The organism is Demequina sp. TMPB413 (assembly GCF_020447105.2).
Taxonomy (GTDB): domain Bacteria; phylum Actinomycetota; class Actinomycetes; order Actinomycetales; family Demequinaceae; genus Demequina.
In genome coordinates, this window is sequence record NZ_CP096184.1 from 1,955,006 (window position 1) to 1,981,303 (window position 26,298).

At 67.1% G+C, this 26,298-nt stretch carries 22 protein-coding genes; 3 read left to right on the top strand and 19 right to left on the bottom strand.

Going from position 1 to position 26,298, the window contains the following annotated elements:
- Entirely contained in the window at window positions 1-648 is a 648-nt protein-coding gene (locus tag LGT36_RS09410; protein ID WP_226094515.1) for a hypothetical protein, read from the top strand.
- Here LGT36_RS09410 and LGT36_RS09415 read toward each other — a convergent pair.
- Entirely contained in the window at window positions 638-1,753 is a 1,116-nt protein-coding gene (locus LGT36_RS09415) for a PrsW family glutamic-type intramembrane protease (RefSeq protein WP_226096501.1), read from the bottom strand. The genes LGT36_RS09410 and LGT36_RS09415 overlap by 11 nt on opposite strands.
- Window positions 1,750-2,322, bottom strand: coding sequence for a hypothetical protein (locus LGT36_RS09420; protein WP_226096500.1), 573 nt, complete (start codon window positions 2,320-2,322; stop codon window positions 1,750-1,752). The genes LGT36_RS09415 and LGT36_RS09420 overlap by 4 nt, the downstream gene beginning before the upstream one ends.
- A 115-nt stretch (window positions 2,323-2,437) precedes the next feature.
- Here LGT36_RS09420 and LGT36_RS09425 point away from each other — a divergent pair, with 115 nt between their 5' ends.
- Window positions 2,438-4,117 carry an FAD-dependent oxidoreductase gene (locus LGT36_RS09425; protein ID WP_226096499.1) on the top strand — a complete coding sequence of 560 codons (1,680 nt, stop codon included), beginning with the start codon at window positions 2,438-2,440 and terminating at the stop codon, window positions 4,115-4,117.
- Between the two features lie 294 nt (window positions 4,118-4,411).
- Here the strand turns inward: LGT36_RS09425 and LGT36_RS09430 are convergent, their stop codons facing one another.
- From LGT36_RS09430 to dacB, 16 genes are all read right to left on the bottom strand, one after another.
- The gene (locus tag LGT36_RS09430; protein WP_226096498.1) at window positions 4,412-6,103 is read right to left on the bottom strand and encodes an L-aspartate oxidase; all 1,692 of its coding nucleotides are present in this window, start codon (window positions 6,101-6,103) and stop codon (window positions 4,412-4,414) included.
- 106 nt (window positions 6,104-6,209) lie between these two features.
- Window positions 6,210-9,986, bottom strand: a complete 3,777-nt coding sequence (locus LGT36_RS09435; protein ID WP_226096497.1) for an endo-1,4-beta-xylanase — start codon at window positions 9,984-9,986, stop codon at window positions 6,210-6,212.
- 173 nt (window positions 9,987-10,159) lie between these two features.
- Window positions 10,160-10,663 (bottom strand): aspartate 1-decarboxylase, encoded by a 504-nt coding sequence (gene panD, locus LGT36_RS09440; protein ID WP_226096496.1) that lies wholly within the window; start codon window positions 10,661-10,663, stop codon window positions 10,160-10,162.
- A gap of 18 nt (window positions 10,664-10,681) precedes the next feature.
- Entirely contained in the window at window positions 10,682-11,560 is an 879-nt protein-coding gene (gene panC, locus LGT36_RS09445) for a pantoate--beta-alanine ligase (RefSeq protein ID WP_226096495.1), read from the bottom strand.
- A 1-nt stretch (window position 11,561) separates the two neighbouring features.
- Entirely contained in the window at window positions 11,562-12,461 is a 900-nt protein-coding gene (locus LGT36_RS09450) for a Rossmann-like and DUF2520 domain-containing protein (protein WP_226096494.1), read from the bottom strand.
- A complete protein-coding gene (locus LGT36_RS09455) occupies window positions 12,445-14,001 on the bottom strand; it encodes a PH domain-containing protein (RefSeq protein WP_226096493.1) in 1,557 nt (518 codons plus the stop codon). The genes LGT36_RS09450 and LGT36_RS09455 overlap by 17 nt, the downstream gene beginning before the upstream one ends.
- A complete protein-coding gene (locus LGT36_RS09460) occupies window positions 13,998-14,477 on the bottom strand; it encodes a PH domain-containing protein (protein WP_226096492.1) in 480 nt (159 codons plus the stop codon). Before LGT36_RS09460 ends, LGT36_RS09455 begins: the two co-directional genes overlap by 4 nt.
- 4 nt (window positions 14,478-14,481) lie before the next feature.
- Window positions 14,482-14,961: a DUF3180 domain-containing protein gene (locus LGT36_RS09465; RefSeq protein WP_226096491.1), complete on the bottom strand. Its 480-nt coding sequence runs from the start codon at window positions 14,959-14,961 to the stop codon at window positions 14,482-14,484.
- A gap of 47 nt (window positions 14,962-15,008) precedes the next feature.
- On the bottom strand, window positions 15,009-16,037 hold the full coding sequence (gene folK / locus LGT36_RS09470) for a 2-amino-4-hydroxy-6-hydroxymethyldihydropteridine diphosphokinase (protein WP_226096490.1): 1,029 nt from the start codon (window positions 16,035-16,037) through the stop codon (window positions 15,009-15,011).
- Between the two features lie 4 nt (window positions 16,038-16,041).
- The gene (folP, locus tag LGT36_RS09475; RefSeq protein ID WP_226096489.1) at window positions 16,042-16,896 is read right to left on the bottom strand and encodes a dihydropteroate synthase; all 855 of its coding nucleotides are present in this window, start codon (window positions 16,894-16,896) and stop codon (window positions 16,042-16,044) included.
- A 5-nt stretch (window positions 16,897-16,901) separates the two neighbouring features.
- Window positions 16,902-17,525 (bottom strand): GTP cyclohydrolase I FolE, encoded by a 624-nt coding sequence (gene folE, locus LGT36_RS09480; RefSeq protein WP_226096488.1) that lies wholly within the window; start codon window positions 17,523-17,525, stop codon window positions 16,902-16,904.
- 7 nt (window positions 17,526-17,532) lie between these two features.
- Window positions 17,533-19,524, bottom strand: coding sequence for an ATP-dependent zinc metalloprotease FtsH (ftsH, locus tag LGT36_RS09485; protein WP_226096487.1), 1,992 nt, complete (start codon window positions 19,522-19,524; stop codon window positions 17,533-17,535).
- 319 nt (window positions 19,525-19,843) lie between these two features.
- The gene (locus LGT36_RS09490; protein WP_226264642.1) at window positions 19,844-20,752 is read right to left on the bottom strand and encodes an endonuclease domain-containing protein; all 909 of its coding nucleotides are present in this window, start codon (window positions 20,750-20,752) and stop codon (window positions 19,844-19,846) included.
- A gap of 343 nt (window positions 20,753-21,095) precedes the next feature.
- A complete protein-coding gene (gene hpt / locus LGT36_RS09495) occupies window positions 21,096-21,635 on the bottom strand; it encodes a hypoxanthine phosphoribosyltransferase (protein WP_226095231.1) in 540 nt (179 codons plus the stop codon).
- A 29-nt stretch (window positions 21,636-21,664) separates the two neighbouring features.
- On the bottom strand, window positions 21,665-22,690 hold the full coding sequence (gene tilS / locus LGT36_RS09500; protein WP_226095226.1) for a tRNA lysidine(34) synthetase TilS: 1,026 nt from the start codon (window positions 22,688-22,690) through the stop codon (window positions 21,665-21,667).
- Between the two features lie 43 nt (window positions 22,691-22,733).
- Window positions 22,734-24,140 carry a D-alanyl-D-alanine carboxypeptidase/D-alanyl-D-alanine-endopeptidase gene (gene dacB, locus LGT36_RS09505; RefSeq protein WP_226095227.1) on the bottom strand — a complete coding sequence of 469 codons (1,407 nt, stop codon included), beginning with the start codon at window positions 24,138-24,140 and terminating at the stop codon, window positions 22,734-22,736.
- A gap of 64 nt (window positions 24,141-24,204) precedes the next feature.
- On the opposite strand from dacB, the gene LGT36_RS09510 reads away from it, so the two are divergent.
- Window positions 24,205-24,726, top strand: coding sequence for an inorganic diphosphatase (locus LGT36_RS09510; protein ID WP_226095228.1), 522 nt, complete (start codon window positions 24,205-24,207; stop codon window positions 24,724-24,726).
- A 114-nt stretch (window positions 24,727-24,840) separates the two neighbouring features.
- Here the strand turns inward: LGT36_RS09510 and LGT36_RS09515 are convergent, their stop codons facing one another.
- Window positions 24,841-26,169 (bottom strand): C40 family peptidase, encoded by a 1,329-nt coding sequence (locus tag LGT36_RS09515; RefSeq protein ID WP_226095229.1) that lies wholly within the window; start codon window positions 26,167-26,169, stop codon window positions 24,841-24,843.
- Window positions 26,170-26,298: the final 129 nt, after the last annotated feature.

Here is a 26,298-nt window from a genome sequence, read left to right on the forward strand (position 1 = left end):
ATGGCGCGACGAGCAGGCGCGGCGGTATGCGTCATCGCTCTGTCGCTGCTGCTTGGTGGATGTTCGGAGACGGCAAGCGACCTAGAGCGGCCCGACGTCGTATGGGCAGAAGGGGAACCCACCGGCGGCGTGTGGGACTCCGAGTGGGCACAGGCCTACATCGATGCCACTATCCAGCGGAACCTCGCCGCTGTATACGCGGACGTCTCCGACCCAGACACTGTGGCCGCGCTGGGCTACGACGGAGCGACAGCTGAGGCGTATGCGCTAAAGCAGCAACGCTTCTCAGGCGCTCTTGTCGACACGCGAGCCACCGAGCTTGATGCCGAGTTTGCGTTTTACGGCAACATCCTTGCTATCGAAGAGTCACCGGACGGCAACTCCGCGGTTGTCGAAGGGTGCTACTCGGCCGTGCGAGGCGGGCAGCAAGTGCTCTACGCGCTCGACTGGACCATCACCAAGCATCCCGACGGCAGATACTCCACGGAGCACGAGTGGGGAGTCACTGGATACGGCGAGTGCTTCAACGCCGAGCCCGTCATCGCCCGCTGGGCCGAGCCCATCGACCTTGACTCCATCACGCGCGACACCGTCAAAGAGCCGCTACCCCGCGAGTACTACATTGACCTGGGCGTCATCAGCGAGTAACGGCAGGGACCAGCCTCGCCTCAAGCGTTGCCCTCAACCGCGCTGCGTCGGCGTCGTCGCCCATAGCCACGGCGTCGGCGAGGTCCGTCAGTTCTGCCTCGGTAGCCCGTTGGGCAGGCATGGCCTGACGGCCGTAGGTGCGTACGACGGAAGCGCGGTACTTGCGGCGCTGCCACCACGTCGGTCGCACGGCATCAAGGTAGGCGGGCGGAATGGCACCGAGCACCCCTGGCTCAGCGAGCGTTCGGCGAAACCACAGATACTCACTGCGCCGCACCGCCCACAACACCCACCACACGAGGAACGGCACGACCACCAGGAACAGCGCGCGCAGCCACAGGGACAGGAACCATGGCGAGTTCCACAGCCCGTGGAGCACCGGTCCGAGCAGGATCAGTGCGATACCCAGCGGAACACGGCCCTTGTCGCGGCCCACCAGCAGGTAGCCGAGCCCCGCGCCCACGAACGCAGCGAAAGCCGCGTGGGCCACGGCGCCAAAGAGAACGGCGCGCACAAAGTAGATGACCACCGTCGAGATCACCTGGTTCTCGCCAAGGTTGATGTACGCGATGTTGAACGCGTAGAGCACGTCCTCTGTCAGGGTGAAGCCCACACCGGCGAAACCGGCTAGCAGCGCGGCATCCATCGGCGTACGCAGCCTCTGACCGGCGGCGAGCAGCACGACGCCGATCACCATCGCCTTGCCCGTCTCCTCGGTGAGGGGCGCGATGAGCCCTGGTCCCCACGCTTGCGCGGTGTCGATGCTGATTCGCTGACCCATGACGGTGATGAGCGCGGAGTTCGACGGCAGTGCGTAGATGCCGGCCGCCACCGCAGCACCCCAGGTGATGGACGCGACGGCGGCAGAAGGTGCGATGCGGGCCCACAGTTGAGGCAGCCTCAACAGCCACCACCATGTCACGGCGAGCGGCACCGTGAGCACCAGCGCGGTCACCCCGACGGTCGGGAAGTCTTGCCAGCCGGGCTCGAGCGCAAGCCACACGCTCACGGCACCGGCGACGCAGGCCACGACCAATAGCCACCAGCCGGCTCGGCGGGGTGCCCACCACGGGACGGCGAATCGCTTGCGCGTCAGTTCCCTCACGCGGCCACCTCCACGTCGACGGTCGACAGGTCGAGTGTGATCGAGTCCCTGATCTCGTCGATCTGTTCGGTCAGCACCTCCGCTTCAGCGGCATCGCCCCTTACCACCACGAGCGCGACGCCCTCGCCCTCACGCACCACGTCAACCCAGACGGGAGCGTCGTCCGCGGCGTCGGCCGATGGCGTGAGCTGCCACACCTCGCGCGACGGCTCCCCACCCTCGGCGTCGGCGTCGTCTGTATCTATCTCGGGCACGACGGCGTCGCCGTCGAAGAGCAACCGCGCAACGTTGTCGAGCAGTCCGGAGCTGCCCCCCAACCATGCGGCGTCGGCGATCGTGACCTCCACGCCGCCCATGGACGCGACAGGGGTCTGCTGCGACGTCGCCGCGATGTCGACCTCCCACCGCGCGGGGATCACGACGGAGCCGGTCGCCATGCCGACCTCGGTATCCGCATCGAGCGTCCGCGTCTGGTCGCCCAGCGCCGGAAGCTGAGGGACCACAAGACCGAACGCGACCAAGGTCACTAGCACGGTGAAGAACCACGCGGCACGCTGAGATTGGGTCACATTCAGAGGTTAGCGTGGGCCGCGCGCGGCGATACCCCCGGGGGTATGTGCTAGACTGCGGGAAGTCGCCGGTGACACCCCACCTTGCCCGGCATCGACAACCCAAGGAGTACCCATGCGTATCGTCATCGTGGGCGGAGTGGCCGGCGGCATGTCGGCCGCCGCCCGAGCCCGCCGCCTCGACGAATCTGCCGAGATCATCGTGTTCGAAAAGGGTCCGTACGTGTCCTTCGCGAACTGCGGCTTGCCCTATCACGTCGGCGGAGAGATCACCGCGAAGGAGTCGTTGCTCCTGCACACTCCCGACACCCTCGCAGCCTCGCTCGGCCTCGACGTCCGCGTCGGTACCGAGGTGGTTGGCATCGATCGCACCGCGCAAACCGTCACCGTTGTCGGCCCGAACGGCGAGGAGCGGGTCGCGTACGACGCCCTCGTCCTCTCCCCGGGCGCCAACGCCTTCATGCCGCCGATTCCCGGCGTCGATCTGCCAGAGGTCACCCACCTGCGCACCGTCGACGACGCGATCGCCCTGGCAGACAGGGTCACGGACGCGAAGACCGCTGTCGTCCTCGGCGCCGGCTTCATCGGGCTCGAGACGGCGGAAGCGCTCCGCGAGCGCGGCCTTGAGGTCGCCCTCGTCGAACTGGCGCCACAGGTGTTGCCCCCGCTATCGCCCGAGCTCGCGCGCCTCGTGGAACTCGAACTCACCGCCAACGGCGTGGACGTCATCACCGGTGCCGGCGCATCGGCGATCGAGCCCGCGGAGCGCGGCGTCACCGTCACCCTGACCAATGGTGCCGCAGCCACCGTGGACCTTGTGGTGGTCTCGGTGGGCGTGCGCCCCAACTCGCGGCTTGCCTCCGAGGCGGGACTCGAGGTCGACGAGCGCGGCGCGATCATCGTCGACGCACAGCAACGCACCGCGGACCCTCACATTTGGGCCGTGGGCGACGCCATCGCGGTGCGCCACGGCGTCACCGGTGTTATCGGACCCGTGCCGCTCGCAGGCCCCGCGAACCGCCAGGGACGACGCGCGGCCGAGTCCATCTACGGTGTCGCCACGGATGCGCAGCCAGTGCTTGGCACGGCCGTGGTGCGCGTCTTCGGCTTGACGGCGTCCGTCACCGGCGCAAGCCCTCGCATGCTTGACCAGGCGGGCATGGACTACGTGGTGCACCACACGCACCACCTCAACCACGCTGGCTACTACCCGGGCGCGCAACAACTGCACCTGATGGCGACATTCGCTCCCGACGGCACTCTGCTGGGCGCACAGGGCGTTGGCCGCGACGGCGTGGACAAGCGCATCGACGTGCTTGCGACGGCGCTGCGCGCCGGATTCGGCGCCGACGACCTGGCCGAGTTGGAACTTGCCTACGCCCCGCCCTTCGGTTCCGCCAAGGACCCCGTCAACATGCTGGGCTTCATGATGCAGAACTACGTGGCCGGCAACCTGAAGTTGTGGCACGCCGAGGACGTCGAGTGGGCGCGCGAGAATGCGCTCATCATCGACGTGCGCTCGGCGGGCGAGGTCGAGAGGGGCCACCTCCCGGAGGCGATTCACATCCCGCACGACGAGATCAGGGAGAACCTTGACCTCATCCGCGAGCGTGCGGCGGGGCGCCCCGTCCGGGTGCACTGCGAGTCCGGTTTCCGCTCGTACCTTGCTCACCGGGTGCTCGCTCAGTCGGGATTTGACTCAGCAAACTTCGACGGTGGCATGCTGACGATGCGCACATCGCTGCCGGATCTGGAGCTGGAGAACGGACCGATCGCACCGCTCGTTCCTGCATAAGACGTGGCGGCCAATGGCCGCCGCGAACCGAGATCGTGGGGATATCCACCGGCCGAGGGGGCACTGCCCTCCCGGCCGGTGTCGCATTCGCTTCAAGAACGGACAAGCCCCCGCGCGCCCGTCCGCCCGACAGTACGAACCGTTGCGCCATGCGCCGCGCCGGCGGAACGCCGTGTTCAGGCCCCCAGCCCGGCGTGTCGGGCCGAGATCGGTTCGCAGTGTCTGGGGGTGTACCGCGAGGGTGCGCCAGGGTGCCCGCTTCGTCACGCCAAATGGCTCGATTCGTACCGGCCGCTATGTGAGCTCGATCGGGGCCCTCATGAACTCGAGTGCACCATCGGGGTTGAGGGTCGCCGCAAGCCGCACGCGCCACGCCTCCGAGGTGTCGGGAAAGTCGGTGCGCTGGTGGCCTCCACGGCTCTCTTCGCGCTCGAGCGCCGCCTCCGAAATGACGGACGCAGCGCCCAGCACGTTCGACGTCTCCCACTCGGCGACCTGCGGCATCACCGTGGTGCCGTTGGTGGTGTGGAACTTGGCTCGCGTCGCCGCCAAGGTATCGACCGCCCGCCGCAGGCCGTCGGCGTCGCGAAGCGGCCCGGCTCCCCGGTGCGCAACCGACTGGATCCGCCCGCGCATCGTCGCAGGGACGAGCGAGGTGGGTCCTGGTCGCTCGACGGGCTCACCCTGCGCGAGCGTGCCGTCGGCGACCAGCGCGGCGGCGTCGGCCGCAGCCCTCGTCGCGAAGACCAGGCCCTCGAGCAGCGAGTTTGACGCGAGTCGGTTCGCGCCGTGCACGCCGGAGCACGCCGCCTCTCCCACCGCGTAGAGGCCCCGAATGGTCGACCGTCCGTTGAGTTCCGTGAGAATCCCACCCGAGTGGAAGTGGTGAGCTGGTGCCACGGGAATCAGGTCCGTGGCCATGTCGATGTTGCGTTCCTCGAGGCGCTCCCAGATGGTGGGGAAACGCTCGCGCAGGAAGGTCTCGCCCAGGTGCCTGCAGTCCAGGAACACATTGTCGGAGCCTTCTTCCTCCATCATGCGCACGATGTTGCGCGACACGACGTCGCGAGGCGCGAGTTCCGCCAAGTCGTGACGCCCCACCATGAATCGCTCGCCAGCGGCGTTCAGCAGGTGCGCCCCCTCCCCCCGTACGGCTTCAGAGATGAGGGGTTGCTGGTCGCGGGCCGAGGCGCCTTGCCACAGGACGGTCGGGTGGAACTGGACAAACTCCATGTCGGCGACAGCCGCTCCCGCACGCAGGCCGGCGGCCACCCCGTCCCCCGTCGCCGACGCTGGGTTGGTCGAGGATCGATACACCTGGCCGATGCCTCCGGTGGCTATCACCACTGACTTCGCCAATGCTGCGCCGATGCCGTCGCGCGTTCCCTCGCCGATGACGTGCAGTGTCACCCCGCAGATCGAACCAGCGTGACCGTCAGCATCGGGAGCGCACGTCAGCAGGTCGACCACCATGGCGTTCTCGATGACCTCGATGCGAGGGTCGGCCTTGACCGCGTCGAGCCGAGCCACGAGCGCGCGGGAGATCTCTGCGCCGGTGGCATCGCCGCCGGCGTGGGCGATCCGATCGCGGTGATGACCGCCCTCGCGAGTGAGGGTCATGCCACCGGTGGGCCCAGTGTCGAACTGGGCCCCACGTTCCACGAGCTTGCGCACGCGATCAGGGCCCTCCGTCACGAGGGCGCGGACGGCGGCCTCCGAGCACAGCCCTGCACCCGCCTCAAGGGTGTCGACAAGGTGTTCTTCGGGAGTGTCCTCCGGGTCCATGGCCGCAGCGATTCCGCCCTGCGCCCACACCGTGTTGCCCGAACTGAGCGGCCCCTTGGTCACGATCAGGACGCGATCAACCTTGCGACGCAGTTCGAGCGCAGTCGTGAGCCCAGCAATGCCAGAGCCGACCACGATGACATCGGCCGTGGCCGTCCAGCCGGGTGTGGGGGCGGACAGCTTCTGAACGTAGCGCGTCATGGCCACAGCCTAAGCCCGTCGAGCGCTCCGGCTGCCGTGACCGGCTGGAGGCCCGTAGGGGACCGGGTGTCCCGCCCGACCCCCTACGTCGCCTCGAAGGTGACGGCTAGCGCCACCATCCTCCAGACCCGAAGCTGTGGTGCTTCATGGGCGAATACCAGGGCTTGAACCATCCGAAACCGTGGCCGCTCCAGCCACCGCCATGACCCCAACCGTGGCCCCAGCCACCCCAGCCGCCGCCGTGGCCCCAACCTCCGTCGTGCGGCCAGCAGGCCTTGCCAGGGAACCAGCCCCACTTGCAGGGCGGCGGGCACGGCTTGCCGGGACCGCAGGTTGGCGGTTCGACCTCCGCCGCGACCAGTTCCCCGACGCCCCAGTGCGCCGTCGACTGATACCCGAGCCCCGTGGGGTCGGCCCAGTTGCGGATGGAGGTGCGCTCCCCGTCCGTCGCATCGTTGACCTGGAAGTCCAGGCCGTGGAACGTGCCCTCGCCTCCGTACTCGAGGAGGCTGATCGCCGCTTCGACCACGTAGCCGCCCTCCACGAGAGCCGTGGCCGATTCAAGCCTTGACGCCTGGATCGCCTCGTCTCCCGTGCCGAACGAGACGACGTTCTCCGCGTTGATGCGGATCTGCGTGTCGTCAGGACGATACGAGCCTGCCTTGGCGTTGCCAGCGTCGACAAAGATCTCCACGGAGTCTTGAGTCCACGGGTCGGAGCCGGTGAGGTCCACAGTGGGATCCGCCACCTCTGCCAACACGTAGAGCGTGTCGTCCTTCCACAGAGTGCGAACCGTCGCAATCGCGCCGTCCGTGCCACTGACCTGCTTGTCGGTGGTCACGGCGTTGGCGTCCTCCCAGACGTCGTCGATCGAGGCGTCGATGGCGGGTGCCTCCGTCGCTTCCTCAACCTCGACAAAGGAGAGCTCCTCGATCAACGTGAGGGTGCCAAGGACGCCTTCCGTGTTCCACCCCGATGAAGCGCCTTCGGAGAGCACCGCGACGTCAAAGGACAGCGTGTCCCCTTGCGCCGCATCGGCGAGCGGCAGGTGAGCAACCACGACGTAGCCGTCTTCAGTCTCCTCGGCCTCGGCCGCCACGTCCCCGCTACCGTCGCGATTGACCGTGTAGACCGCCTCGCCCACCTGGAACTGGACGGCGTCACCCGCCGACGCCGTGGCGTCGTCCGTCTCGACGTAGACGGTGAGGTGGTCGCTTGCCCAACGCGTCTGGAAGGAGCCTCCTTCGAATTCGATCAAGGGCAGGCGCTCCCACACGGGCGAGCCGACGGCGTCGCCATCGAGCGGAACGTCCCCAGCGAAGACGTTCGCCGAGCGCAACGGAGCCGGCAAGTCCCCATCGACGATGCCGTAGTAGGCAGGCTTTGCCTGGAGATCGTCGTCGAAGACGAGCGGGCCACCGTTGTCGTCGCGCCAGCTGCGGGCGTCGTACAGGCCCCACACGGTGACGGAATACAGATCATCGGCATGCGCCCTGAAGATGTCGAAGGCCTGCTTGTAGTAGTAACCCTGGTCTATGAACTTGGCCTCCGACTCGGGTGTGCCGGTGGGCACGTCGAACTCGGTGACAGCCTGGATGACTGGCAGGTCTTCGAAGTCCGTCAGCGCGGCCTCGACGTTCTCCACGGGGTACGCGAGGTTGAGGTGGAACTGGTGACCCACGCCGTCCACAGGGGCGCCGCGGTCCAGGAGCCTCTCAACGAGGTCGTGGTAGCGCGCTCGCTTTCCTGCCTGCTCGGTGTTGTAGTCGTTGATGAAGAGCGTCACCGGGCGGTCGGCAGCAGCGTCGGCGTAGACGTCGTTGAACGCCTCATCCGCGTAAGCGAATGCGTCGTCAATGAACTGCTCGCCAAGGATGGCGTACCAATCCGAGCGCCGCAGTCCGTCGGCGTACTCGCCCGAGTCGGAGATGACCTCATTGACCACGTCGAAGGCGATCAGCGGGTTCGTCTCCGAACCGAACAGCCCGTACTCGTCGCTCAAGTACTGCGCGACATTGAAGATGTGGTCGCGCATCCGCTGGCGCAACAACTCCTGGTCGGCAGGGTCCGAGGTGAGCGGCGTGCCGTCCTCGTGCTGGAAGAAGAACTCCGGCGTCTGGCTGTGCCACACGAGCACGTGTCCGTAAACGGTGAGGTCGTTCGCTCGAGCGAAGTCCATGACGGCGTTGATCTCGCCAGCATTGGGCGCCCAGTTGCCCTCATCGTCGTACCAGGCCTCTGGCTTCATGTAGTTCTCCGGCGTGACCTGGCCGAAGTGGCGCTGCACGAGTTCGGCCGCCGCGCCGGTGGTCTCCCTGCTGTCGATCGCGACCCCTATCGGGAACGGGACGTTGTCCTTGATCGGCGGCAAGTCCTCGATGACCACGGGGTCTGGCACCTGCAGGGTGATGTCGTCGAAGTACAGGTCCGACGTGTTGGTGCCCGAGTACGCGGTTTCGAAGTACAGCAGCGCCGTGTCAAAAGCCGCTGGCGTGAAGCGCGCGGTCACTTGCGTCCATCCAGAGTTGGTCACTCCGGTGAATTGCGCGAGGGTGTCGAAGGAGTCCGAACCGTCGGTGGTGCGCTGCATCGATAGCCAGACGTCGTCCGTCGCCTGTCCTTCGCCAAAGCGGACCCACGCGGTCAACTCGACCGGCGCGCCTGGCGTGAGCAACTCGGTGACGTCGATTCCCATGCCGGAGCCTTGGCTCACGCGGTCCGTGACGGCCGCCGACTGGCTGCCGCCGTGCGCATAGGCGGTGCTGAGGGAGACGGTTGGCGCGCCCTCGCCGTTGTCACGCGCGCCCCAACCGCCCAGGTCGCTCTCGAAGTCATTGGCGAGGAGCACGGTGCCTGGCGCTGGCCCATCAGGGCCGCCCCCGTCGTCGCAATTGTCGCCGTTGGCGGTCACCACAATGTCGTCGACGTAGTACGTGTAGTCCGCGATGCCCTCGATGTCATCGGTGCCGATGTAGACCTGGAGGTCCGCCGCAACTGCGTCGTCGGGCACGGTGTACGTGCCCGATACCGTCGCCCAACCGGAGGAGTCGACCGTCGTGTTGCCCACCCACGTGTACGCGGGCTTGACCACAAAGCGCACCCCAGCGGCCTCGGTCGCATCGGCGCCCAACTTCACGCGCATCGACAGGTGATACGTGGTTCCAGGCGTGAGGTACGCCGCCGGGCTCTGCAGGCCCTCGTAGTCGGCGGCGCGGCCAGCGATCTCAAGGACCTTCGTGTCGTCGTCGATCACCGCGAGAGCGGCGCCTCCCGACGCACTCCAGTCGCCCGTGGTGCCGTCCTCGAAGTCAATCGATGCGACGGGGACCACGTCGGGCACGCACTCGGGAGCGTCGGCCGTCTTGGTGACCACGATGTCGTCCAAGTAGTACGTGAAATCGTCAAGGCCGGCAATGTCGTCGGTGCCGATGTACGCCTGCAGTTCACTCGCATTCGCGTCGGCGGGGACCACGATGCTGCCAGTCACCTGAGTCCAGCCAGCGCCATCGATCGTCGTGTTGCCGATCCACGTGTAGGCGGGCTTCATCACGAAGCGAATACCGGTGGACTCGGTGACCGCATCGTCGAGTTTCGCGCGCATGGTGAACTCGTACGTCGCGCCAGGCTCGAAGATGCCGGTGGCGGTTTGGATCCCTTCGTAGTCGGCGGCCCTGCCGGCCACTTCAAGCACCTTGGTGTCGTCGTCGACGACGGTGAGTTCCGCCTCCCCAGAGGCGCTCCAGTCGCCGAGGGTGCCGTCTTCAAAATCGACAGACGTGACCGTCTCCGGTACGGCCGCCTGTGCGGCGGCGGGGATGACCACCGCTCCCACCAAGGCGATGAGGCCCGCGATCACCGCGGTGGAATGAAGCCTTCTTCTCATGAGTGTGCTCCCGTGTCAGCATCGTTGCGTGAACCGTGAGACGTCCTCAGCAGGGAGCCGCGCTAGCGACGCGGCAGGACCCCTTCGTCCCATGGAAAACGATATCGAAACGGGCAAAAGCCGCAACTCGGCATGAAAAATGGCCCTGCCACCAGGGCAGATGCAGTGGAGTCTTATGGCAGGTCGGGAGCGGGCGTCGTCGGCAGTTCGGCGGTCTTGTACGCCTTCCAGCCTCCCGAGCGGAAGTCGTGAATCGGCAGCCCGGACGGCTCCAGCCCTGAACCGGCAGGCACCCTGCCGGGCTCATCACAGACATCCATGATGCGGTTGGCGGCGTCAACGAACACCACGTGCGGCTCGTACTGGTGAGCCTCCTCATCGCCGATCAGCCCGTAAGCGATGATGATCACCACGTCGCCCTCGTGCACCAAGTGCGCGGCCGCGCCATTGATGCAGATGACTCCCGAATCGGGTTCGCCAGGGATCGCGTATGTGGTCAGTCGCGAGCCGTTCGTGACGTCAACAACGTCGACCTGTTGGCCTGGGAGCAGATCAGCGGCCTCCATGAGCGTGGCATCGATCGTGATGGAGCCCACGTAATGCAGATCGGCTTGGGTGATCGTGGCCCGATGAAGCTTGGAGATCATCATCGGCCGCTGAAGTGTCTTGAAGGTCATGCCGTGCCTCTCAGGGGTCTACGCCTCGGCCGCACCCTCGCGGGGGCCAACGCGTGTCATCACGTTGTCGATGAGTCGCGTCTCGCCCACGTGGGCGGCGACGGCGATCACCACCTCTCCACGGTAGTCGCCCTCGACCACTCGCGCGGACGCCGGGTCCATGGCGGCAACATAGTCAGGGACGACGTCAGGCACCTCCGCGAGGGCCGCTCGCGCCACCGTGAGCGCAAGCGACAGCGGTCCGCCCTCCTGAATGACCTGTTCGGCCTCTCCGAGCGCGCGCGACAACACGAGGGCGTCGGCCCGCTCGGACTCCGACAAGCGCGCGTTACGGCTCGACAAGGCCAGCCCGTCCGCGTCACGCACTGTGGGCACCACCTCGATCTCCACCGGCACGTTGAGATCACGACACATCGTCCGAATCGCGATCACCTGTTGCGCATCCTTCTGCCCGAAGTACGCGACATCGGGTCGTGTGAGGTGCATGAGCTTCAGCACGACGGTGAGCACCCCGTCGAAGTGCCCCGGCCGATGGCTCCCCTCGAGGACGTCGTTGATCTCGCCCGCCGACACCGTCACCACGGGCCTGCCGCCAGGGTAGACATCCTCGACGGAAGGGGCATACAGCACGTCAACGCCGAGCGGCTCGAGCAAGGCCGCGTCGGCGTCCAGGTCCCGCGGGTAGCGTTCAAGGTCGCTCGCGTCGTTGAACTGGAGCGGATTGACGAACACGGTCACCACGACGTGCTCGGCGGCCTCGCGTGCGGCACGCACCAGCGCGAGGTGCCCCTCGTGCAAGGCCCCCATCGTCATGACGACGGCCCGACGGCCGCGCTCGTCATCGTCGGCGCGAGGGGCAAGTGGGGCAAGATCGGCGGCGGTGTGAACGATACGCATGTCAGTTGTCTCCCAATGCGGCGATCACTGCCGCGTAGTCTGCAGGGCCGATCCGGCCTGCGGCGAGCGCAAGGTCTGCCGTTGACCGCGCCATCGCACGATAGGCGTCCTTCACGTCAGCATGCGCCCTGAGCGCCTCGAGGTGCGAGGCGATGGTCCCTGCGTCTCCCCTGACAACGGGTCCCGTGAGGGTCGCCGCCGTCCCTGGGGTGTCCGCGAGCGCCCCCTCAATCGACGCGTGAACGAGCGGCCCCAGCAGCCTGCCGGGATACTCAACCCCGGCGTCGGCGAGGAGCGCGGCCGCTTGAGAAACCAACGTCACCACATGATTAGCGCCGTGCACGAGCGCCGCGTGATAGAGCGCACGCGCAGCGTCGTCAAGAACAACCGGCTCGCCTCCCATCTCCACCACGAGCGCTTGAGCAATGGGCAAGAAGGCGGGCGGCGCCGTCACGGCAAAAGTGGCGCCGACCATTCGGTCGAGATCGAGGGACGTCCCCGTGAACGTCATCGCTGGGTGGATTGCGAGCGGCACAGCGCCGGCTCCAGCCGCGGCGGCGAGTGCCCCGAGACCGAGACGACCCGAGCAGTGCGCCACGAGCTGGCCACCGCGCCATGCACCCACCGCGGCGAGGCCCTCTACCAACTCGACCACGGCGTCGTCCGGCACCGCGAGAAACACCAGCTCGCAGCGGCGCACCACTTCCTCGACGTCGAGCCGGGGCACACCGGGCAGCATCGTGTCGATGCGGTTGACCGACGCTTCAGACACGCCAGAGGCGCCGACGACGAGGTGGCCGGCCAATCGCAAGGACGCGCCAAAAGACGCGCCGACCTTCCCGGCGCCCACAATGCCGACGTTCAGGCGACCGGGCTTGGAAGGGTTACTCGGAGCCGTCATCGATGAGCCCGACCTTTTGCATCCACTGTTCCGGCGTCTGCACCTTGCGCCGTGCTCGCGCCCTGCGAGCCTGAGCGGTCAGCAACTCGATCGCGTCCACTACCGCAAGGTGCTGCGCCACTGGGTTCACGACGCCCTTGGTCGAATGCACCGCGACGTCGGCCAGCCCCAGTGCCCTTTGGACGGGGCCCTGCTTGAGTGCGAGCGACTGCGTGCGCTCGTGGGGCACCACGATGAGCTCCTTCACCAACCAGCCGCGGCGAATGAACAACGCCGTGTCGGTCGCCAGTACCCCGCGGAATCGGCGTTGGAGAGGATCGAGCCACTTGGCCGACTCCGGAGTCGTGATGAAGCCGCCATCGGCACCGCTGCCAGACAGCGCGCGCGACACCGTGCTGTGCGGGTCGGGATCGCCCAGGTCGGGCAGCACCGTCCACAAGGCTTGGAGGGCATCGTCGCGCGTGCCGACAGGCAAGAGCGTTGACACCGCTTGTTGGTCGTCCTGATAACCGGCGACATTGACGACGATCTGCCACCAATCGCGCCGACGCCACAACAGGGATTGCTTGAAGTGCACAGCCTGGACGCGGCCGGGTGGGACGGTCTGCTTGCGCGTCTCGAGCAAGCCATGAGCGATCCGCACTCCGTCGGACGAGATGCCCAAGCGGAAGTTCATTCCCCTGTTGATCGAGGACAGGGAGTAAGAGATCATGCCAGCGCCTGCGGAGAGGAGGCCGATGAAACCGCCACCGAAGAAGGCGCCGACGATGTCGATGTCGGGAACAAAGACGCCGACGGCGACGATCCCTGCCATGAGCACCACCGCCGACGCTACCGCCACCACCGTCCCCCACGACAGCAGGATCGACACGAGCAGTCGCGGCACAGGAACGGTCACGAGGAGGCGCTCCTCCGCAGCGGCGATCGCCGTGCGCGCCGAGCCTGGCGCTGGGGCAACCCTGAAGTGCTCTAGCTCTTCGCGCATCGTTGTCCCACGGCGCTCGCCGTCCTGCTCGCCGTGGCGCGCGGCGACCTCGGCGCGGTAGCCAGCGGCCAAGGAGAGGATCTCGTTGCGGAGCGCCTCGGCGTCGGCAAGACGGAGGAACTGCAAGGCGATTCCGGATTGAGCGCCTCCCGCGACCTCGACAGTGATCTTGGCGAAGCCGAAAATCCTGGCGATCAGGGGCTGCACCACGTCGACGGCCTGGAGTCGGTCGAGTCGCGCCTGGCGCTGTTGGCGAAACACCATGCCCTTGCGCTGCTCGATGGCCTCGTCGGTGATGCGGAAGGTGTGGAAGTACCACGCGAGGTAGCTGAAGCCCACGGCGAGAATGACGCCGAGCACGATGGCGCCCACGAGGAACGCGATGGACAGGTGGAGTTGCCCTCCCTCGTCGCCGGACGCGGAGCCAGGCCCCTGGTTGTAGAACCAGTAACCGGCGATACCGGCGAGGACCGCCCAGCCGCCGAGTAGCGGCGAGACGGGGTGGACTCTCGTCCACTCGCGCGGCGCGGAGTACACGCGGTCAGGAGCGCTCACAGCCCCGCCAACCGCGCCTCGCCCCTCGACGTGAGGCGATCCCTCAGCCGCGCAGCATCGTCAGCGGGCACCCCATTGAGCGACGCATCGGTACCGGGCGAGGCGGTGTGCAACTGCACCGTCGCGATCCCGAACGCCCTCGCGATCGGTCCTGAGGAGACCTCGACGTACTGCATGCGGCCATACGGAACGACGGTGACCGAGCGCCACAACCGGCCTCGCTTGACCAACAGGTCGTCCTCGCGTTCTGCCCAGCCGTGCGCGAGCACCAGTCGTACACCGATCCAGGCACACCACGCGCCCAAGAGCAGCAACCCGGCCGTGAACCACCACATGCCGCTCCAGACAAGCGCGGCGAGGATGGCCGTCGCAGCGACGGCAGGCACAAAGACGATGCCGATCACGATGAGGCGGACGGGGATGAGTTGTCGAGATGCGGGGGTCCACGCGACGTCGTCGGGGCTAAACCAGGTCATGTGGCTAGTGTGCCACTCCCGCCTCCGCTGAGTCGCTGCCGTCGTCGTCGTCATCGGGGCCAATGCGGCACCAGTATTCGGCGATGACGCCCGCCACGAGCATGACGAGCCCTCCGAGCGCCGCCAGCCCTGCCGCAATCGCGGCCTCCCTGCGTGGCGTGTGGGACCAGTCGGGAAGGAGCGACGCCGCGTAGCCGCCGTACGAGCCAGCCAGGAGCGCGCCGGCGTAGGCGCAAGCCTGTCCTAGCACGGCCGTGCGCACGGCACGAGTGGGGTCCATGCGCCGACGTCCCAACTTGACTTGGCGCACGGTCCAGCCTGCGGCGAGGACGACGCCTCCGAGCACGATGCCGACGATGAGCGTGGTCCAGGGCACGAGGATGGGGGTCGCGCCTCCCCGGAGGGCAAGCATGGAGCCGCCCCAACCGAAGAGGGCCGAGATGAGGGTCGCCGAGGCGAGCACCTTCCACCGCAGTGGCCTCACAGAAGCCTGCCCTTCACTGCCCGATTCCCGTCACGACCATCGGCGGCTCATGCCGACGCGTGGCTGCTCTGCGCTGGCCAGGGATCGGCCACCAGAGCTACCGAAGCGGCGAGTCTGCGAGCGAGTTGGGCGACGGAACCCACGCCAGGCAACTGCGCATCTGGTTCCATGTGCGCCCACGGCACGACCACAAAGCCGCGCTCGTGCGCTCGAGGGTGAGGAAGTGTCAGATCGTCGGTTTCTCCCACCGCGCCGTCGAAGTCGATGATGTCGATGTCGAGCGTCCGCGGGCCATTGACCTCCGTGCGCTCGCGATCGTGCGCGATCTCCAGGCCTTGGCAGGCGCCCAAGAGCTCCCGGGGCGACATCTCCGTTTCGAGGCGCACCACGGCGTTCAGGTAGTCGGGCTGGGGCGGCCCGCCCGCCGGTGCAGACTTCACCAGCGCCGACGTTCCACGCACGGTGTTTCCAGGGATGCGGTCGAGTTCACCAACGGCCTGGCGCAGCGTCTGCTCAACGTCGCCGACGTTGCCGCCAATCGCCAGGAGGACAGGCACCGGGCGGACAGGACGCTGATCAAACTGGTCGAACACCGGGGGCTGCGAATCGAATGCCAGCGGATCGTCTGGCATCCCTGCGGAGGAGCCGATGCGCTTGTCGGCCCACAGTCCACCAGTGCGCAGGTCCCTCCGAATGGTGACCGAGACGTCTTTGAACTCCACGTGCAAGGGCGCTTGCGGCTTGTGCACGCGCACGTCCACGCAATACACGCCATCCATCTCGAGTACTGCGAGCGCGATGCGTTCTGCCACCGTCTCGATGAGTTCCGCAGGCTCGCCGCCCAGCACTTCGGCGGCACGGTCGGCGATGGTCGAGTAGTTGACCGTGCGTGCCAAGTCATCGTTGAGAGCGGCCGCGCGGGTCGACACGTGAGCAACCACGTCGGCCTTGAATACCTGGCCGGTCTCCCGTTCGCTGTCGAGCACTCCGTGATAGCCATTGACGCGAATCCCTTCAATGGCAAGGCGATCGAGTTCAACGCCGGAGCGCATGTAAGGGGTGGACATCCACGTCATGGCTTCATCGTGTCGCCTTTGTGGCCGCTTGCCAAGCGGACACGACCGCGATCGCGTCACACGCCGCGCGGGCGTCGTGCACCCTGACCGCCCACGCCCCCGTAGCGGCAGCGAGCGTCGTCACGGCCGTCGTCGCGTGTTCGCGCTGGACGGGCGACACTGCGTCGTCTTCGCCACGAGAGATCGCGGCACCCAAGAAGCGCTTTCGCGATGCGCCAATCAGGACCCTCTTTCCCGCCGACCACTCGGCCAGGTTCGCCAGGAGCGGCCAGTTGGAGTCCGCGACTTTCGCGAAGCCAAGGCCGGGGTCGAGCACGATGCGGTCTTCTGGCACTCCGGCTCGCACCAGGGCGTCGACGCGGTCGGCGAGCTCCTTCGCCACCTCGGCCACGACGTCGTCGTAACGGTCCCTCGCGTCCATGTGGGTGCTGTGCGCGCGCCAATGCATCGCCACGAAGTCGACGCTCGCGCCAGCCACCACGCCAGCCATCTCAGGGTCAGCCAACCCGCCAGAGACGTCGTTGATGAGGCAGGCGCCAGCCTCCACAGCTGCTTGCGCCGTCGACGCCCTCATGGTGTCAACGCTCACGGGGATGCCGCGGGCGACGAGCGCCTCGACGACCGGTAGCACCCGGCCTTGTTCCTCGCGAGGTTCCACGCGTTCGGCGCCTGGGCGAGTGGACTCACCTCCGACGTCGACGATGTCGGCCCCTTGTGCGGCCAACTCGAGACCGCGGGCGATCGCCGCCTCAGTGCCGTCGTAGAGCCCGCCGTCGCTGAACGAGTCAGGCGTGACGTTGAGAATGCCCATCACGAGAGTGCGGTCGGCGACCGGTAGCCGCGGCGCCTCGCTCGCCATGGGGCCTACTTCCCGACGATGAGGCTCATGGCCTCCGCGCGGGTCGCTGCGTCCCTCATGACGCCCCTCACCGCCGACGTGACCGTGCGAGAGCCCGGCTTGCGCACTCCTCGCATCGACATGCAGAGGTGCTCTGCCTCGACCACGACGATCACGCCACGGGCGCCAAGTTCCGCGACCAGGGCGTCGGCGACTTGCGTGGTGAGGCGCTCCTGAACCTGGGGCCGCTTGGCGAACACGTCCACGAGGCGCGCGATCTTGGAAAGACCAGTGATGCGCCCGTCTGGGCCAGGGATGTACGCCACGTGGGCCACCCCGTGGAAGGGCACCAAGTGGTGCTCGCACATCGAATACAACTCAATGTCTTTAACCAGGATCATCTCTTCGTGACCCAGTTCGAAGACGGTGCTGAGAACGTCGGCGGGGTCTTGACCGAGGCCCGCGAAAAACTCCTCGTAAGAGCGGGCGACCCTGGCGGGAGTGTCGCGAAGGCCGTCCCTGTCGGGGTCCTCGCCGATGGCCGCGAGAATCTCCCATACCGCCGCTTCGATGCGCGCCTTGTCGATGCTGCCGTCAGCTGGCCGCGGCGGGACATCGTCCACTGGCGTGCTTCCGTAGCTCTCGCTCATGCGACTTCTAGCCCTTCTCGGCGGCGTCGTCGGCCTTACCGTCCGCGAGCGTGTCCTTCGGTTCGGTCCGACGCGGTGCTGGCGCCTTGGCGATGCGGCGCTTGGGGGTGCGCTTGGGCGCCCATTCGCCACTGACCCACTTGGCGCGCTCGGGGGCCTTCTTGACCTTCGAGAAGATCTCTTTGAGTTCGGCCTCGTTGAGGGTCTCCTTCTCGAGGAGCTGCTCCGCAAGCGTGTCCAACAGCTTGCGGTTCGACGTGAGGGCCTTCGTGGCCTCTTCCATCGCGTGGTCCAAGAGCTTGCGAACTTCGGTGTCGACGACGGCGGCGAGTTGCTCCGAGTACTCGCGGCCGTGGCCCATGTCGCGACCAAGGAAAACCTCGCCAGAACTGCCTGCCAGGCGCACGGAGCCCACCTCGGTGGACATGCCGAACTCGGTCACCATCTGCTTGGCGATCTCGGTGGCTTGAGAGATGTCGTTGCTCGCACCCGTCGACGGGTCTCCGAAGACGACCTCTTCCGCCACGCGACCGCCCATCGCGTAGGCGAGGTTGTCGAGCAGTTGGTTGCGGGTCTTCGAGTAGCGGTCCTCGACCGGCATCACCATCGTGTAGCCCAGCGCCCTGCCGCGCGGCAGGATCGTGACCTTGGTGACGGGGTCGGTGTAGTTCATGGCGGCCGCCACGAGGGCGTGGCCGCTCTCGTGATACGCCGTCACCGACTTGTCGTGGTCATTCATCACGCGCGTGCGCTTCTGGGGACCGGCGATGACGCGGTCGATGGCCTCGTCGAGTTCGGTGTTGCCGATGGTGGTGGCGCTGCGTCTGGCCGTCAGCAGGGCCGCCTCGTTGAGCACGTTTGCCAGGTCGGCACCCGTGAAGCCTGGCGTGCGCTTGGCCACGGCGTTCAGGTCAACCTCTGGCGCCATGGGCTTGCCCTTGGCGTGTACCTCGAGCACCTTGAGCCTGCCCTTGAGGTCGGGTGCGTCGACGCCGATCTGGCGGTCGAAGCGTCCGGGGCGCAGCAGCGCTGGGTCAAGGATGTCGGGACGGTTGGTAGCGGCGATCATGATGACGTTGGTGCTGATGTCGAAGCCGTCCATCTCCACCAGCATCTGGTTGAGGGTCTGCTCGCGCTCGTCGTGCCCGCCACCAAGACCTGCACCGCGGTGACGGCCCACTGCGTCGATCTCGTCCACAAAGATGATCGCTGGGCTGTTCTTCTTGGCTTGCTCGAAGAGGTCGCGCACGCGGCTCGCGCCCACACCCACGAACATCTCCACAAAGTCGGAGCCAGAGATCGAGAAGAACGGGACGCCCGCCTCGCCTGCGACGGCCCTCGCTAGCAGGGTTTTTCCTGTGCCGGGTGCGCCGTACAAGAGCACGCCCTTGGGGATCTTGGCACCCACGGCCTGGAACTTCGCTGGGTTCTCCAGGAACTCCTGGATCTCCTTCAACTCTTCGACGGCCTCCTCTGCCCCAGCCACGTCGTCGAACTTGACCTTGGGAGTGTCGGGGGTGACCTGGGTCGCCTTCGAGCGGCCGAACTGCATGATCTTGCTTCCGCCGCCCTGCATCGAGCTCAGCAGGAACCAGATGAGGCCAAGGAACAACAGCAGGGGAAGAATGTTGAGCAGCAGCGACTGCAAGAGCGAACCGCGCGGCACCACAGAGTTGTAGCCGAGCTCTGGATTCGCGGCCTTCACCGCGGCGATGACGTCATCACCCTGGGGCTCGACGTAGAAGAACTCGATGAGCGCGCCGCCCTCAAGCTCGTAGTCGGCAAGCACCTCGGGCACCTCGTCACCCAGCGTCACTTGGACGCGCTGGTCCCCATCGGTGATCTCGATCTGGTTTGCGGAACCAGACTCGAGCACAGCGAAGCCCTCGCTCGTCTCGATCTTCGTCACCGGCGTGCGCGTGGCAGCGGAGAACGCAAAGACGGCGATCGAAATCACCGCGAGGGCAAGGAACAGGTACGACCAGCGCAGTCTTCTCATGGTGAGCACGACTTTACGCGAGTCGAGGCTACGGGTGACCAGGTTTCGCGCTCAGCGGGACGCGGGCCGCCAGCGACCTGACTAGACACTGCGAACCGTCTTGACGTTCAGCCCCGACCGCCCACCCCCCAGACACTGCGAACCGTTCCAACCTTCTGTCCCGACTGCCAACCCTCCGCCACTGCTAATCGGCCCGGCCTCCTGTCCCTACCACCGCCCCCTCCCGGACACGGCGAACAGTTCTGACCGGGCATCGCCGTGGCACGCCGTTCCTGGAGCAACCGTTCCGCGTGTCGGGCCCGAGCACGGTCAGAACTGTTCACCGCTGGCGACCCTGAATGGCGGCGTGCGCCGAACGAGCCCCGAGAACAGCGCCCACGTCCTCCACCACTCGGCTGCCAGACGGAAGCACATCCGAGTACGTGAACCTCAACACTCGGAGTCCCCACGCGTTCAACGCCCGGTCGCGGCGCCTGTCTGCCGCGAACGCCTCTCGGTCTCGGTGATGCTCCCTGCCATCGAGTTCCACCACCAACGAGTTCTCCACCAACAAGTCGACTCGGCCCACGCCTGGGATCGGGACCTGAGTGTCGACCAGATACCCGGCGTCGGTCAGGGCCCATCTCGCCACCGTCTCCAGGAGCGACTCGGCGCGTGGGTCGCAGTGACGAGCCAACCACAGCCCTCTTTCAGTAGCGCTTGGCCTCGAGAAACACAGGTCTTTCAGGGAAATCAGATTCATTCGCAACGCACCATCCACGGCGATGAGGTGATCAAGTGGCCCCAGGCAGCCGGATGCAATCTGTATCGCCGTCGCGACGCCCGTGGGACCGGCGCCGCGGCGATGTGCCCCTCCACTCGCGTCAGACAGCAGCACCGACCGGTGGATCACCACGTCGCGCAGCGCCTCCGAGGCTATGGCCCGGTGAAGATCGACTCCCAAGCCCACGTGAATTCGGTCGGGATCCTCGCGCAGCGGCACCTTCAGGTGACGCAGCGCCGACACGCAGGTCAGTCGCCCGCCCAGCGCAGCCACGGCAATGGCATCTCGAGATGCCCCTTGCACGGCGACCACTCCGCGCGCAGGACGCTCCACCGCTCCGCGATTGACCGCACGCTGGAGCGATGACGGCGCGAAGCCGAGCTCGACAAGTGTCTTCCAGCGCACGGCGCCACCGCGCTCGACCAACGCGCTCTCAAGATCCCCCATTCCTACTGCGCCCGCCATGGCGCAAGCATCGGCTCTGTGGCTCCGATGCCGCGCGCGCGCTCGCCAGGACCAGGGGAAGCGGTCGCCTGGCCGGGGCTGGGCACGACGCGTCGGCTCGGCTAGGTAGTTGGCGGCGGCTCAGCTTGCTGCGTGGCGGCTGTGCTCCGGCGTCCTTGCCAGATGGCGAGCGGCGGTGCTCCCGGTGCGCGCCGGGTGGAGAGTTGTGACCGTTGGCGACCCCGACACGCCGACGTGAGACTACGCCCACGGCGCGTCGCACCGCCGCCCGGTCAGAACTGTTCAAGCCATGGGGGCCGCCGGCGCCCGGCGGCGCCGGACAGAGACCACGACGGGAGGCGGCTCAGTCCTCCGCGTAGACGCTCGGCTTGAGCACCGCCACGAAGGGCAAGGTCCTGTACTTCTCCGCCCAGTCGAGGCCGTAGCCGACCACAAAGTCGTTCGGGATGTCGAAGCCGATGTAGCGGACGTCGATCTCCACCTGAACGGCGTCAGGCTTGCGCAACAGGGTCGCAACCTCGACAGACTCGGCCCCTCGCGAGCGCAGGTTGCCCAGCAGCCACGACAAGGTGACGCCCGTGTCGATGATGTCCTCCACGATCAGCACGTGACGGCCGGTCAGGTCGGCGTCCAAGTCCTTGAGGATGCGCACCACGCCGGAGGACCGTGTGCCGGAGCCGTACGAGGAGACCGCCATCCAGTCCATCTGGACGTAGGGCGGGAGGCGGCGCGCGAGGTCCGCCATCACCATCACGGCGCCCTTGAGGACGCCAACGAGCAACACCTCTTTGCCCTCGTAGTCTTCGCGAATCTGCGCGGCTATCTGGTCGAGCCTGGTGCTGATCTGCTTCTCGGTGACAACGACGCTGCTGAAGTCATCCATGGTGAAGGCGGCTTTGGTGAAGTCGGGGCTCACTCTTCGGGTCCGTTCTGGTCTGGTTGATCGAAGCGTTCGAGGGGGTGCGTGATGATCAGCCTGCCATATTCACGCCGGGCCTCGAAGCCACCTGGCAGCGACACCGCGCCCTGTCCTGAATACGTGGTGACCAGCCGATCGAGCGCCGCCACGTGCGAAGCGGCGAGCGGTCGCGCCCCGCTGTTCTCTGCCAGCATTTTGAGCATGCGGGTCCTGATGGCATCGGGCAGGGCCGCGAGCATGTCGCAGCGCCACTCCTCCCCTGCGACCTTGGACTCCGAGTTCTGAATGGCGGTGCGAGCCTGGCGCTCCAACTCATCCGCGTCCGACTGCAGCATCGCGGCCGAGCGCGCGAGCCCCGAGATGACACCTGGCCCCAAGACGTCGACCAAGGCGGGCATCACGATCCCGCGCAGCGCCGAGCGCCGGGGACCCCCATCGGGCTCGTTCGTGGGGTCGAACCATGGCTCGAGCCCGAGCGCCTCGCACGCCGCCACCGTGTCCTTGCGTCGCAACGACAAAAAGGGCCGCACATAGCGCCCGCGCTTGACCGGCATCCCGGCAAGCGCCCTGGCCCCCGATCCACGCGCGAGCGCGAGCAGTACCGTCTCCGCCTGATCGTCCATCGTGTGACCGGTCAGGATGTGGGGGGTGAGGCCGCCTTCCAGGTCCGCGCGAGCATCGAGCGCGGCATACCTCGCGCGCCGTGCGGCAGCCTCAAGCCCGCCTTCGCGGCCCACGATCACCTTCTCCACAAACGCCGTCACGATCCCGGCCTTGCGCGCTTGAGCGACCGCCTTCTCCGCGACAACGGCCGACTCGGGAGACAAGCCATGGTCGACGACGATGGCGCCAACGAGGAACCCCTCCTTGCGGGCCACGAAACTCGCGGCCGCGGCCAGCGCGAGGGAATCTGGCCCGCCAGAGCAAGCCACCCAGATCTTGGCCCCCATGTCGATGCCATCGAGGGCCTCGCGCACAGCATTGCGCGTCGCCGCCACGGCAGGATGAGGTCCAGTCACACTTCTCCCAGGAGGTCTGTCATGGCGGATTCGGCGAGGTCGGTCACTGCCGACAACCACATTCTGCCAGCGCGTCGACAAAGGCATCGATCGCGGCCCGCGGTTGGTCTTGACCATAAGGCATTCCATCGGCCAAGACGGCAAACACAAGCGGCCTGCCCTGCTCGGTGAACACGATTCCAGACAGCGCCGTCACGCCGGTGAGCGAGCCAGTCTTGGCCCGCACGACTCCGCCTCCCGGCGTCGAGATGAAACGGCCCTCGAGGGTGCCGGTCAGACCGGCCTCCGCCAGCCAACCTGGTATTTCGCCAGTGGTGTCCGCGAGCGCGGCCGCTCGCAACGTTCCCGTCAGCACTTGCGGCGGAATCCGGTTGCGCACCGAGAAGCCCGCACCGTCATACAGTTCGAGCCCAGCGAGATCGACCCCAAGCTCTGCAAGCTCCGCCCGCACGGACAGCATCGCCTCGTCGGCGACCGCGCGTCGGCCGTCGTGAACGGCGAGCACCCTGGTCAGCACCTCGGCGATCGTGTTGTCCGACTCGTGAAGCATGTACTCGACTACTGAGCCAAGTGGCGCCGACTCGACCACGCCCACTTGCGCGCCAGCAGCTCCCGACCGGGCAGCGACCGACGTCACGGTGATCCCGCGCTCGCGCAGTCTCTCCGCAAACACGTCAGCCGTGCGCGCCGCAGGGTCGGGCCAGCGCTTCGCGTAGTCGTCGTCGGTCATCTTCCCGACGTTGATGGCCAGTCCCGTGACGGGTGCGGCGTAACCGCTGTTCAGTGCGTACGAGGGCCATTCGGTCGGGAAGGCGGGTCCTGGAAAGGACGACGTATCGAAGGCGACTTTGACGCTCGAGACGCCCTGGTCTTTGAGCGCGTCGGCCACCTGGTCGGCAAGATCGCCGACGCCAGCGAAACCGACCGCGTCACTACCGTTGCCACCGTCTTCCGCCAGCAGCATGTCGCCCCCCGCAACGATGGCGACCTCGCCGCGCACAGCGTTGTACGTTGCGACGGTCTTGAGCGTGGCGTCGGGCCCGAGCGCGCTGACCACGGCGATCGCGGTCAGCAGTTTGGTCGTGGATGCAGGGACTTGGCCGTCCGCGGCGTCCACGTCGGCAAGCACCTCGCCGGTGATGAGGTCCGTGACGGAGACATTGACGGACGTTCCCGTGCGCGGATCGTCGCGGAGCGCCTGGGCCAGGCCCTGGACGACGGTGGGGTCAGGTAGCAGCGCCGACGCGTCCAGCAGGGGCCACACGCTGGTACCAGGGGCCTCGGCCGCATCGACGGAAGGCACCTCAACGAACGCCGCAGGAGGGCCCTGCGGGACGGACGTCGTGATCCACCCGGGCACCACGTCGGCGGCATCGGCCACGGCATAGCCGCCCGCCCCCACGACGAGGGTCAGCGGCACGAGGGTGGCCACCAATATTCGCGCCCGCACGCGTCACCTCCCGTCGGCATGAGACTATGGGCCCAGCAATCAGACTCTACGCGCGGGAAGTGGCATGGAATTCAACGTCACCGTCGAGATCCCCAAGGGATCACGGAACAAGTACGAGGTGGACCACCACACGGGCCGCATCGTGCTCGACAGGATGCTGTTCACGTCCACCAGGTACCCCGATGATTACGGCTTCATCGACGGGACGCTTGGCCAAGACGGCGACCCACTCGACGCGCTCGTGCTGCTCGAAGAGGCGACCTTCCCAGGCTGCCAGATCCGGTGCCGCGCGCTCGGGATGTTCCGCATGCGCGACGAAGCGGGGGGCGATGATAAGGTGCTGTGCGTGCCCGTCGCCGACCAGCGCGCCGCCTGGCGTCAAGAGATCGCCGACGTCTCCGACTTCCACCGCCTTGAGGTCCAGCACTTCTTCGAGGTCTACAAGGACCTCGAGCCGGGCAAGTCGGTCGAAGGCGCCCACTGGGTGGGTCGCGAAGAGGCAGAGGCCGAGATCACGGCGTCGTTCGAGCGAGCCAAGGGCACTCCCTTCGAGCACCACAACCCGCTGGTTCCGCCGCCTCACTAGCCCTAGCCGGCCCGTGAGCGCGTTGCCGTCCGCGCGGTCGGAAGCGCGCGGTTGGCACAGCGCAGTCTCGGACGTGAAGACCACCCCCTAGAGCGGTCCCGCTGCGGACGACGCTTAGGGTCGCCCCGCCACCGGCATGAGGTTACCGACGCGCCACGAGGCGTCGAATGACCTCACCTGAGACGGATTGCCGGGAGACGTCGCCTCCGCCACCTTGCCATTGCCCAGGTAGATCGCCACGTGGTAGATCAGGGCCGGGTCGCGGTTGGTGCCGTAGAACACCAGGTCGCCAGGGCGCAGCTCCGTCAACGGCACGTGCGCCACGGCGGCGTACTGGGTCCGAGAACTGCGCGGCAGGGTGACTCCCTGTGAACGCCATGCGGCGTAGGTGATGCCCGAGCAGTCATAACTGGGGCCGTTGCCACCGAGTTGGTAAGGCGCGCCCATGAGCGTGAGGGAGTGGTCGGCGGCTCCCTGGCCCTGCGCCGCGGTTGAGCTCCATGCGCCCGACGCTTCACCTGGGGGCGGCGTGGTCGGCGGCGGAGTCGTCGCTGGCGGGGTGGTGGCCGGAGGATTCGTGGCTGGCGGGTTGGTGGCAGGGGGGCTCGTGGGGTCGGGCGTCGACGGCTGCTGCGCGGCGTCGGCAACGGCTTGCGCGAGAGCATCCCGCTCACGCTGAGCCCGCGCTGCCGCAAGACCATCTTGGCGTTGCTGCTCGAGTTGCACGGTGGTGTTCTGGAGCGACGCGAGGCGTTCGACCGCGGCTTCGTGGGTGGCCTGCGCGTCGGCGACGGCCTGCTCGGCCACTCGCTGCGCGTCCTCCGCCTTCGCCAAGGCGGCGGCGGCGGCTTCCGCGGTCTCGGCCGCCTCGGTGGCAGCGTCGGCCGCGAAGTCGCTCATGGTGCCGGCGACCACTTCGGTGGCACGCACCTGCTGCACCACGGAGTCGACCTCTGCCGCGGCACGGCTGTAGTCCTCAGAACGCGCGACCACGTCGTCGAAACCGTCGGCCTCGAGGATCGCCTCAAGGGAGGTGAAGGATCCGCCAGAGCGATAGGCCTCCATGGCGACAGCACCAAGGTCCGAGCGTGCCTGATCCAACTCAACCGCGGCGTCGTCAGCCCTCGTGGCGGCGGCGTCGGCCTGGGCCTTGGCGCGTTCGGCAATTTCCTGTGCTTCCAGGTAGACGTCTGCCGCCAACAACGCAGCGTTCTGAGCGTCGGCGCGGGCCTTCTCCAACTGGGCGACCGCGGCGTCAAGTTCTGCGACGGATGTTGCTGCGTCGGCGACGGCCGCCTTCGCGGCGGCGATCTCTGCAAGTCCTGGGTACGTGTCGGCATCGGCGGTGCGCGGCGAAACAGCGACGACCCCTGCTGCTACAAAGGCGATGGCAAGAGCCAGCACCACGGGGTGCGCCCAGCGCCCAAAGAGCCGATGTGTCACGTGAAGTACTCCTTTGCCCGATCCTTGGAGATGGTAGACGGGATGCAAGACGCCGCGAAAGAGCCCTGTGGCAAGTTCCACGCGCCTGCACTGCTTATCGGCGCGACCACGCGGTGACTTGAACCGTCG

What these genes read in the sequence shown, in the direction of transcription:
- ftsH (WP_226096487.1), bottom strand. Translation starts at nt 19,524, where the DNA reads ATGAGAAGACTGCGCTGGTCGTACCTGTTCCTTGCCCTCGCGGTGATT.
- LGT36_RS09490 (WP_226264642.1), bottom strand. Translation starts at nt 20,752, where the DNA reads ATGGCGGGCGCAGTAGGAATGGGGGATCTTGAGAGCGCGTTGGTCGAG.
- panC (WP_226096495.1), bottom strand. Translation starts at nt 11,560, where the DNA reads ATGCGTATCGTTCACACCGCCGCCGATCTTGCCCCACTTGCCCCTCGC.
- hpt (WP_226095231.1), bottom strand. Translation starts at nt 21,635, where the DNA reads ATGGATGACTTCAGCAGCGTCGTTGTCACCGAGAAGCAGATCAGCACC.
- LGT36_RS09460 (WP_226096492.1), bottom strand. Translation starts at nt 14,477, where the DNA reads ATGACCTGGTTTAGCCCCGACGACGTCGCGTGGACCCCCGCATCTCGA.
- LGT36_RS09410 (WP_226094515.1), top strand. Translation starts at nt 1, where the DNA reads ATGGCGCGACGAGCAGGCGCGGCGGTATGCGTCATCGCTCTGTCGCTG.
- folE (WP_226096488.1), bottom strand. Translation starts at nt 17,525, where the DNA reads ATGAGCGAGAGCTACGGAAGCACGCCAGTGGACGATGTCCCGCCGCGG.
- LGT36_RS09430 (WP_226096498.1), bottom strand. Translation starts at nt 6,103, where the DNA reads ATGACGCGCTACGTTCAGAAGCTGTCCGCCCCCACACCCGGCTGGACG.
- LGT36_RS09450 (WP_226096494.1), bottom strand. Translation starts at nt 12,461, where the DNA reads ATGACGGCTCCGAGTAACCCTTCCAAGCCCGGTCGCCTGAACGTCGGC.
- LGT36_RS09425 (WP_226096499.1), top strand. Translation starts at nt 2,438, where the DNA reads ATGCGTATCGTCATCGTGGGCGGAGTGGCCGGCGGCATGTCGGCCGCC.
- folP (WP_226096489.1), bottom strand. Translation starts at nt 16,896, where the DNA reads ATGGCGAGCGAGGCGCCGCGGCTACCGGTCGCCGACCGCACTCTCGTG.
- LGT36_RS09435 (WP_226096497.1), bottom strand. Translation starts at nt 9,986, where the DNA reads ATGAGAAGAAGGCTTCATTCCACCGCGGTGATCGCGGGCCTCATCGCC.
- LGT36_RS09510 (WP_226095228.1), top strand. Translation starts at nt 24,205, where the DNA reads ATGGAATTCAACGTCACCGTCGAGATCCCCAAGGGATCACGGAACAAG.
- panD (WP_226096496.1), bottom strand. Translation starts at nt 10,663, where the DNA reads ATGACCTTCAAGACACTTCAGCGGCCGATGATGATCTCCAAGCTTCAT.
- folK (WP_226096490.1), bottom strand. Translation starts at nt 16,037, where the DNA reads ATGACGTGGATGTCCACCCCTTACATGCGCTCCGGCGTTGAACTCGAT.